The organism is Desemzia sp. FAM 23990, from assembly GCF_045528485.1.
GTDB lineage: Bacteria > Bacillota > Bacilli > Lactobacillales > Carnobacteriaceae > Desemzia.
The window spans coordinates 37,696-47,308 of the sequence record NZ_JBGQQW010000030.1; the positions used below are offsets into that span (position 1 = coordinate 37,696).

General features: G+C 40.6%; 7 protein-coding genes. 5 read left to right on the forward strand and 2 right to left on the reverse strand.

What is annotated here, in order from left to right:
- Positions 1–5: 5 nt before the first annotated feature.
- On the forward strand, positions 6–1,256 hold the full coding sequence (gene pepT / locus ACEN4I_RS11540) for a peptidase T (RefSeq protein WP_407127821.1): 1,251 nt from the start codon (positions 6–8) through the stop codon (positions 1,254–1,256).
- Between the two features lie 390 nt (positions 1,257–1,646).
- Here the strand turns inward: pepT and ACEN4I_RS11545 are convergent, their stop codons facing one another.
- Complete coding sequence (locus ACEN4I_RS11545; RefSeq protein WP_407127807.1) at positions 1,647–2,225, reverse strand: dihydrofolate reductase family protein; 579 nt, start codon at positions 2,223–2,225, stop codon at positions 1,647–1,649.
- 325 nt (positions 2,226–2,550) lie between these two features.
- On the opposite strand from ACEN4I_RS11545, the gene ACEN4I_RS11550 reads away from it, so the two are divergent.
- From ACEN4I_RS11550 to ACEN4I_RS11565, 4 genes are read left to right on the forward strand one after another with little or no spacing between them, the layout of a single operon-like run.
- On the forward strand, positions 2,551–3,078 hold the full coding sequence (locus ACEN4I_RS11550) for a hypothetical protein (protein WP_407127808.1): 528 nt from the start codon (positions 2,551–2,553) through the stop codon (positions 3,076–3,078).
- A gap of 21 nt (positions 3,079–3,099) precedes the next feature.
- Complete coding sequence (locus tag ACEN4I_RS11555; protein ID WP_407127810.1) at positions 3,100–4,341, forward strand: efflux RND transporter periplasmic adaptor subunit; 1,242 nt, start codon at positions 3,100–3,102, stop codon at positions 4,339–4,341.
- Positions 4,334–5,008 (forward strand): ABC transporter ATP-binding protein, encoded by a 675-nt coding sequence (locus ACEN4I_RS11560; protein WP_407103112.1) that lies wholly within the window; start codon positions 4,334–4,336, stop codon positions 5,006–5,008. The genes ACEN4I_RS11555 and ACEN4I_RS11560 overlap by 8 nt, the downstream gene beginning before the upstream one ends.
- Before the next feature lie 4 nt (positions 5,009–5,012).
- Positions 5,013–6,218: an ABC transporter permease gene (locus ACEN4I_RS11565; protein WP_407127812.1), complete on the forward strand. Its 1,206-nt coding sequence runs from the start codon at positions 5,013–5,015 to the stop codon at positions 6,216–6,218.
- Between the two features lie 904 nt (positions 6,219–7,122).
- On the opposite strand, the gene ACEN4I_RS11570 is transcribed toward ACEN4I_RS11565, so the two are convergent.
- Positions 7,123–9,300 carry a DNA topoisomerase III gene (locus tag ACEN4I_RS11570; protein WP_407127814.1) on the reverse strand — a complete coding sequence of 726 codons (2,178 nt, stop codon included), beginning with the start codon at positions 9,298–9,300 and terminating at the stop codon, positions 7,123–7,125.
- Between the last annotated feature and the right edge of the window lie 313 nt (positions 9,301–9,613).

Genomic DNA, 9,613 nt, shown 5'->3' on the forward strand with positions numbered 1-9,613 from the left:
TGCCCATGTACCAAAATTTATTAGAACGTTTTATCCGTTATGCGAAAGTGAATACGCGTTCGGACGCAACAAGCAAGACAGTACCTACTACCCAATCACAAGTTGATTTTGCATTGAAGCTGGTTGAAGAGTTGAAACAAATCGGTCTTTCGGACGTGACTTATACTGATGCAAATGGTTTTGTCACGGCGACCTTACCGGCGAATACAGATAAGGAAATCCCAACGATTGGGTTTATCGCTCACATCGATACAGCTGATTTCAATGCCGAAAATATCCAGCCTTTAGTTCATGAAAACTATGATGGACAAGATGTGGTATTGAATGAGGAGCTGGATATTACGATGGCGGTCAGCGAGTTTCCCAATTTGAAAAATTATGTTGGCGAAACATTGATCACGACAGACGGTACTACCTTGCTGGGGTCTGACGATAAGAGTGGAATGGCTGAGATTATTTCGGCAATGGAATACTTATTGGCTCATCCCGAAATGAAGCATGGCACTGTCCGGGTTGCATTTGGACCGGATGAGGAAATCGGAACGGGAGCTGACTTGTTTGATGTAGAACATTTTGCAGCTGATTTTGCGTATACGCTGGACAGCGGAACTGTAGGCCGGATGGAATACGAAACGTTTAACGCGGCACAAGCAGAGTTGACGATTCAAGGTTCGAGTGTCCATCCCGGTACGGCTTATAACCGGATGGTGAATGCCTTGTCTGTTGCAGCTCAGTTCCATAACTTGCTGCCAGAAGAGGAAGTACCCGAAAAGACCAAAGATTATGAGGGCTTTTATATGCTCGGTCAACAAAAAGGAAACATCGATAAGGTGGAGATGACCTATATCATCCGGGACCACGATACAGAGAAGTTCCAATCGCGGAAGCAGCATTTCCAAGATTTGATAAACCAGATGAATGCTCAATTCGATTATCCGCGGATTTCATATAAAATGTACGACCAATACTATAATATGGGCGACATCATTAAAAAAGATATGACGCCGGTGCATTTAGCGGAGGACGCAATGAAGGCATTAGGAATCGAGCCTATTGTAGAACCTTTCCGTGGCGGGACAGATGGTTCGAAAATTACGTATAAAGGCTTACCGACGCCTAATATATTTGTTGGTGGAGAAAACTTTCATGGCAAGTTTGAATTTGTCACATTGGAAGCCATGGAGAAGGCTACAAGTACTATCTTGAAGATTGTTGAGTTGGGTGCGGAAGAAAATACTAGAGCAAAAAATTTATAACGCTACTCCAATATGCAAAAATACCGAATGAGAAGTTATCTTCTTGTTCGGTATTTTGTGTTTTTTTGGAAACTAGACTGCATGTTGGGCTGCGTTCTGGAAGCAGATGTTTGATTTGTAAGGAGGGAGAAAGTTAGTAAACAAGCCAGTGTCATGCCATCGTAAAATAGTTTCTATTTTTTCACGATCTACTCGAAAAACCTGACTTCACTATTGAGCTGCATAAAACAGGATACTTATAATTGTATATAGGTCAACCTTGTTTTGAGAAATAACGTTACATAACATTTTCAATTAAATCTTGTTAAAAATAGCCCTTTCTATACAGAGTTGTCTTGTTTTCAGAATGACTTTAACAATTACCTATTCGTCAATCAATCATTTCTAAACTTAAACCACTATGCGGTAGTGAAGGTGAACAACTCCATTTCCGAAGCTACGCTCACTGAGCAGTTGCAACTGCATGCGGAGGTTATCCGGCAAGGCTCGCATACCGCCACCTAAGATGATTGGATGAACAAGCAAATGACACTCGTCAACTAGACCCATGCTCATAGCCTGTTTGGCAAGATCGGGTCCACCAATCGTAATATCGGCTCTTGAAGACTCTTTCAACTTCCGAATCGCATCAGGATTGAATTCGCGAGCAATCCTAGTCCTAGCGCTTGAAACTTCTTGAAGCGTCCGGGAATACACAATTTTCTCAGCATTTTGCCAAAGCTGTGCAAACTCCGACATAGTGTCTGATTGATCACCGGTAAAGTTACTTGATGTCTGAGGTTTATCTGTCTCCCAATACACCATTGATTCGTACATTCCACGCCCATATAGGTAGGTGCCGATTGGTCGTTGGAAGTCAGTCCAGAATGCAGAAAGCTCGTCATCTGAAATCGACCATTCGATAGTGCCGTTCTCATCTTCCATATAGCCGTCCAATGATACGTTAATAGGGTAGATTAATTTAGCCATTTTCACAATGCCTCCAATTTATCTGTCTTATCTCCAGTTTGCTAAATCTGTCACAGTAATTGTAGCAAATGGAACAGTTTAAGTCGCGTTCTAGTGTTCGATAGAAAGAGATGGAAGTCTATGTTATTCTCTCAAACTTCAAGGCATCAAATAACTCATTATCTTCAGGAATTACATTGTTATTTTATAAGTAGTTTGTTACAATTTTAACTAGTGTAGCGAAGATTTTGGTTGATTTTAAAGGAAGGAAATTAGAAAAACTCATTACATATCATTTAAAAAGAAATTAATCTAAATTTAGAATACATAAATGGAGGAGTATAAGATGAATCAAGAAATTGAACTGAATCAAAGTAAGAAGTTTCCTAGGGGAGCTGTGGTGATTTTTGCGGTAGTGTCTTTCGTGCTCGGAGTTTATGCGGCTTTTACAGTGGAAGCAGAGTTGGGGTCAGATATGATAGTTGGAGTCAGTATTTTCGGAGGAATTGGCAGTCTGATAACAGGTTTTATTGTTGCAGGAGTGCAATACGCATTTACAATGTTTCCAACACAATGGATTTCTAAAGAAAAAAACGTTTATAAGTATGATATCTGGTCGGCTATTTTTTATTCTAGTGCGATTACGACAGTACTGAATGTATTGATTCAACAATTCAGCTTTCAAGAAAATTTAATTGTGAGCATATTGTTTAGTGTGGCAACAACGGGACTATTTTTATTCTTTTATTTCTCAGGTGAAGAAAAGGAAAGACATGTAAAAAAAGCCATGATTATTGTGCAAGTAGTGTGGTTAGTATTGGGTCTTATTATCGTTATAGCGGGCTGGATGTTTGTGAGCAGTCTAGAAATTTAATAGAGAGCAGGATAAACTACAGTGAAAAAAACAACTAAAGAAAAAAGCAATCGTTCGTTTTTACAGCGTGTCGGAGATAGAAAAGGACTTCTAGCGCTAGGCATCATCGGATTACTGGTCATCATTATAGTGTTTGCCCAGTTCTTTCAAAATTCTGGTGCTGAGAGTGAAGCAGAGCAAGCGTATTCAGTCCACATTGTGAGAGAAGAAGATCCGATTTTATTTGACGGGAAAGTCCAAGCTGCGGAAGTCCAAGAAGAGTATTACGATGCTTCAAAAGGTGTGATCGCTGAAGTATTGGTAGAGAATGGACAGGAAGTAGAAGAAGGAACAGATTTATTTACCTATACAAATGAAGAAAATCAGCAGTTGCTGGATGAACAAAATCGCCAGTATAGCCGCTTAGAAGAACGGTATGCTGAAGCGCAGACGGATCTTGCGAATGCAAGAAAAGCATTGAATACAGCAAATGCGAATATGGAAGAAAGCAACCGTCAAATTCAGGCTGCTGGTGAAAACAGTGAAGCAGAGATGATGATTGACCCTGAAGCTGAAGCCGCTCAAAATAAGCTGATGGAAGCTGAAGCAAGCAAAGCAGAGGCGGAAGCAACGATTGAAAGTGCAGAGATGTCGCTGAATGAATTAGCGGATCAGATGGAAGACATCACATATGAAATCGAAAAACTAAGACAAGGGGTTACCACAACGATTCAATCCGATTTTAAAGGGGTGGTGGAACTGAATGAAGCTGATCCTGCCAGCTTGCAATTAAGCGAACAGCCTATTGTACGCCTGATGTCGCATGATTTAAAAATTGAATCGTCCGTATCAGAGTATGACTACAATAAGCTTTCAGTAGATAGTCCTGTCGATATTTATTTAATGAACTCTGACCGCCAATTAAAAGGAACGATTGCGAAAATCGATTCATTGCCAATGCAAGCGGCAGCAGAAGGAGCTACTTCTTCTCGCTATCCATTTACCGTTCTTCCGGAAGAAGCGATTCAATACGGCTTTTCTGTCCAAATCGGATACAGTGAAGGCGTGATGTATCTTCCACAAAATGCAGTAATCGAAGAGGAAGATGGCACAAAAGTTGTTTACGTCAATAAAGAGGGTATCGTAGAAAAACGAGAAGTAACAGTCTCAAAAGAAAGCAACTTTTATGTCATTGAATCGGGATTGGCAGTAGAGGAAGAAGTGTTATTAGATCCAGATACGGCTCTTGCAGATGGTGATGAAGTTATGGTGATGTATGATTAAGCTGGAGAAAATCAGAAAAGCCTATAAAGCAGATGATGAGTGGTTTCCTGTGTTGAAAAACGTCGATCTTGAAGTCCATAAAGGGGATTTTTTGGCCATTATGGGACCGTCTGGATCAGGGAAATCCACCTTGTTGAATTTGATCGGATTCATTGATCGGAATTACTTGGGCAATTATTATTTAGAAGATGAGATAGTGACTTCTAAAGCAGATAATGATTTATCTAAATTGAGAAATCAGCGAGTAGGATTCGTATTTCAGCATTTTAATTTGATCGAAACCTTGACGATTCGAGAAAATATTGAACTGCCGCTGCTTTATGACGGCTGGAATTACCGTCAAACAAAAGCAAGAGTAGCAGAATTATTGGAGAAATTGGGTATTGGAGATAAAGGAAATAAACTTCCAAAGCAATTATCCGGCGGGCAGCAGCAAAGAGCGGCTATCGCCAGAGCCATCATCAACAATCCTGATTTCATTATCGCAGATGAGCCGACAGGTGCGTTAGATACGAAAACGTCTGATGATATCATGAATGTCTTTAAGCAGTTAAATGAAGAAGAAGGTGTTACGATCATTCTGGTTACACATGATCCAGGAACCGTAAGCTTTTGCAATCGAGTAGTCCATATGCATGACGGCGTATTGACCGAAGAAGTGAGGTGAGCGTATGAATCCATCAGTTTTTTTTAAAGGTGCTTGGAACGCCTTATGGAAAAATAAAAAACGAAGCTTTTTGACGATGGTTGGTATCGTTATCGGAATCGCGGCTGTCAGTACGATTATGTCTATTGGACGCGGATTTGAAAATTACGTCATGGAATCGTTGAATCCAGACGAAGGAGAACTATTAACAGTTGATGTTCAGTTCATGGCAGAGGATATGGAATGGATGTATGAGACAAATGATCCGTTCTTTTCTGAAATGGACTTGCAGATGATTCGAAATATTCCCGGTGTTCAAGGGGCAGAAATCTATCAAGCGAGTTCTGACTATGCTTCCGTAACTACCCTGGTAGAGGGTGAAGAAACTTACTTGGATGTGGTCATGACTGAGGATAAAGGCAGACCCGTTATTGCGGGCAGACCGATCGATATGTTGGATAACGGGAATGAAAGTCGTGTAGCTGTCGTTCCATTTTCTGTTGTAGAAGATCGATTTGAGACCGAAGATGATGCCGTTGGAAGAGGGATTACATTAGGTGATCAACTTTATACGATTGTCGGAGTCTACGAAAGTGATTTGGATTCATCTGGCTTATTAGCCGGTTTTATGCCGGAAGAGATTGAACTTCCTAAAAGCAGTTACCTGCGATACCATGATGCAGACACAATTGAAGATACTGTAACAGTGACTGTCGCAAGAGGCTCACTGCCTTCAGATGTAGCAGCAGAAGCCATCGCTGTACTTGAAGAAGACGGATCGATGCGGACAATGGGAACCTATGAGCACTTTGATATGTCTGCTTTAGACGACGGCATTTCAGAAGTGTTAGGAGGAATTACCCTATTTATTGCCAGTGTAGCCGGAATATCTCTGTTTATTGCAGGAATTGGTGTGATGAATATGATGTACATCTCCGTTTCGGAACGAACAAAAGAAATCGGTATTCGCCGTGCCTTAGGGGCGTCTCAAAGCAGCATCCGCGCACAGTTTGTACTAGAAGGGGTATTGATGACAAGTATCGGTGGAGTGATCGGTTACTTGTTGGGTCTGTTATTTTCTTCTATCGCAGCAGCGCTATTGCCGTTTTCTGTCGGAGTGGACCTGGTTACTGTTCTGATTTCATTAGGCGTTTCTTCCTTGGTTGGTCTGATTTTCAGTTATGCACCGGCTAATGCAGCCAGCAAGAAAGAGATCATTGAAATCATCTAGTAGGGCGATAGTTAGGTTAAACGCAAAATGAAGAGCTTTTAGGATACTCGAGACTCGAATGGGAGAGGAAACTCTTTTATTCGAGTTTTTATTATGCTTAAGCCTAAGTTCGGTATTCAACCGGACTTGGGGTTTGGGTTTGTGTTTGTAGCAGAATAAATGGTGAAACGAATCATGGCGTGTTTCTTAATCATGTCGATATGTTTCTTCCGATGGAATGCTCTATTCAATGCGAAAGAGACGTTCGTTTGGTGAGTGAACAACGGTTATTGATCAAGTGAGTATTGAAACAGCTCTCACTTGAAGAATAAAGTGAGTTTATTCTTCAAGTGACATTAAATTAAGTTCTCACTTGACTAATAAAGTAGAGTTATTGATCAAGTGAACATTAAATTAAGGCTCACTTGATCAATAAACTAAAACAACAGTCCCGCTGGCTATATCAGGCTCATTTTTTTACTATTTCGGCAGTGTTTAAAGATAGAGTGAGGAGAAATACCCTGTTTTTTCGTGAATAAGTGATCGCCCAAAAGACCTATTAGTTATTCTTGAACCACTTGTAGCTTAAGTTATTCCCTAGACGTTGCTATAAAAAACGACCCAAAAAACTAGATTTTACTCTGATTTTTTGGGTTGCTTATAGGCCCAGCCTTGAGTCGAAAATCACATCTCATGGCTCGGCTATAAGCAACCCCCATATTCCTCCATAAATGTCTAGGACTGAGTTTTTAAAAGGTTTTGAATGAAATAGAAATGTAGTTTTTACTTACCACCATCAAATATTGTAGAACCGTTTTTATTCTTTACACTTACCCATGTTATAGTCTTTTGCAATCGAAAAAATCCCTCTTTGAGAACAACAAGGCTGTCTCAAAGAGGGATTTTTACTATTAGCTATAGTTGCTTATTCATCAAATGTTAAACCTTTCAACGCATCAAACAATCCATTGTCTTCCGGTTCTTCTTGTTTTTGCTGCTTAATAAACTTCTGAACGGTTCGTTTATCTGCTTTACCAGATCCGGATTGTTCACGACGTTTTTTGAACGCGGACAATTTTTCTCGGTAACCGCACGTACACGTAAAGATTTGACCGTCTCCTTCACCGCTAAGAGACATCTTTTTCTTGCAATTCGGGCAGCGTGCATTCGATTGACGAGAAACGTTTTTGCGGTAGCCGCATTCGCGGTCTTGGCAGACCAGCATTTTGCCTTTTTTACCGTTCACTTCCAACATCGGTTTGCCACAGTCTGGACAAGTTTTGGTCGACAAGTTTTCGTGGCGGAATTTTCCGTCTGTTTGTTTGATTTCAGTCACTAATTCTTTGGTGAATTTCTTGATATCTCCTACGAATCGTTCTTTTGTCAGTTTTCCCTTAGCGATTGACTCCAGTTGTTGTTCCCATTCAGCCGTTAGTTCAGGGGACTTCAAGTCGGCAGGAACCAATTCTAAGAGCTGTTTCCCTTTTGATGTTACATGAATATTGTTGCCTTTTTTCTCGAGTAAGAAAGACTTGAACAATTTGTCGATGATATCTGCTCGAGTGGCTACTGTTCCAAGCCCACCGGTAGCTTTCAGCGTTTTAGATAAGGCTTGATCTTTTTGAGCCATGTATTGACCAGGGTTCTCCATCGCTGTCAGCAAAGTAGCTTCATTGAAGTATGCTGGAGCTTTTGTTTGTCCCGAAGTCTCGTTAATATACGAAACATTTAACGTATCGCCAACTTTAATAGAAGAAAGAGACTTACCTGAAATATCTTCTTTGGCATTTGCACCAGTGTTGACTTCTTTCCAACCTAATTTGGTGACGGTTTTGCCTTTGGCAGTAAAAGATTCTGAACCAATAGTAGCGGTCAACGTAAACTGTTCGTATTCGTGTGCAGGTAATAGGACAGCGAAGAATCGCTTCACAACCAGATTATAGATATGGCGTTCTTTAGCTGATAACTGTTGCATAGGCACGACTTGTTCTGTCGGAATAATGGCATGGTGGTCAGAAACTTTTTGATCGTTGACGTAGGAAGCTTGTGCTTTAGTCGGTTGGTTCAATAATTTTTTAGCAATCGCTTTGTATTCTCCGTGAGCACTCACTTTGATACGGTCTTTCAGAGTCGGTACGATATCTGTCGTCAAATAACGAGAATCTGTCCGTGGATAAGTCAACACTTTGTGCTGCTCATAAAGTGTTTGCATCAGGTTCAGTGTCTCTTTAGCTGAATAACCGTATGCTTGATAAGCATCTCTCTGCAGTTCCGTTAAATCGTACAAAGCAGGAGAGAACGTCTTTTTAGGTTTCTTTACCACGTTGGTCACGACAGCGTTTTTGCCATCAAGCGTGTGGACCAATTGGCTGATTTTCTGTTGATCAAATGTTTTTGTGTCTTTTGTTTTTTGATCTTGCCAGCCCAGTTTTAAGGATAAGTCTGTAGTAGCATCTGCTCCGTAAAACGTTTTTGGTTTGAACTGGTTAATCTCTTCTTCGCGTTGCGCAATGATTTGAACCACTGGTGTCTGAACTCTACCGCAATTCAATTGGGCATTGTATTTGGTCGTCAATGCACGGCTGGCGTTCAATCCGATATACCAGTCTGCTTGGGAACGAGCCACGGCAGCTTGAAAAAGCGTCTCGTAATTTTTAGCGGGCTTCAGGTTTTTAAAGCCTTCTTTGATGGCTTTATCAGTAATGGAAGATATCCACAGGCGCTTCATCGGTTTGTGGACATTGGCTTTTTCAATAATCCAACGAGCAACCAATTCTCCTTCACGACCAGCATCCGTCGCAATGATAACTTCAGATACGTCTTTACGCTTCAGTTGTGATTTGACGGCATTGAACTGGCTGCCGGAATTGCGAATGACGGTCAATTTCATATCATCAGGCAACATAGGCAAATCATTCAAATTCCAGGTTTTGTATTTTTGGTCATAGGTCTCGGGGTCAGCTAATGTCACTAGATGTCCCAGTGCCCAAGTAACAATGTATTGATCTCCTTCAAAGTAGCCTTTCCCTTTCTTGGTACTGCCAAGCACACGAGCAATATCGCGCCCCACAGACGGCTTCTCTGCTAAAACTAAACTTTTCATGTTAGAACTCCTTTGGTGGTTGTTGTTTGTTTAGTATAGCATAATCACTATGTTGATTTAGGATTCTGATTATTTTCAAAGATACAATTGTTCAATTCAAGTCATACGGGTACATTTACAAATTGTCTAAAGAAAGAATTTGTAGGTCTGTTTATTTTTAAGGGAAATATCTCAGCTAAACTAAAAAATAAATAATGTCTACTGAATAATAAACTATGCTTATTCTGCTGCCTTTTACAACTAATGATTGATATAATAGATGCAAGGGTTTTTTATAGGATGTTAAACAAAACCTTGCACTTTTACTGAAATG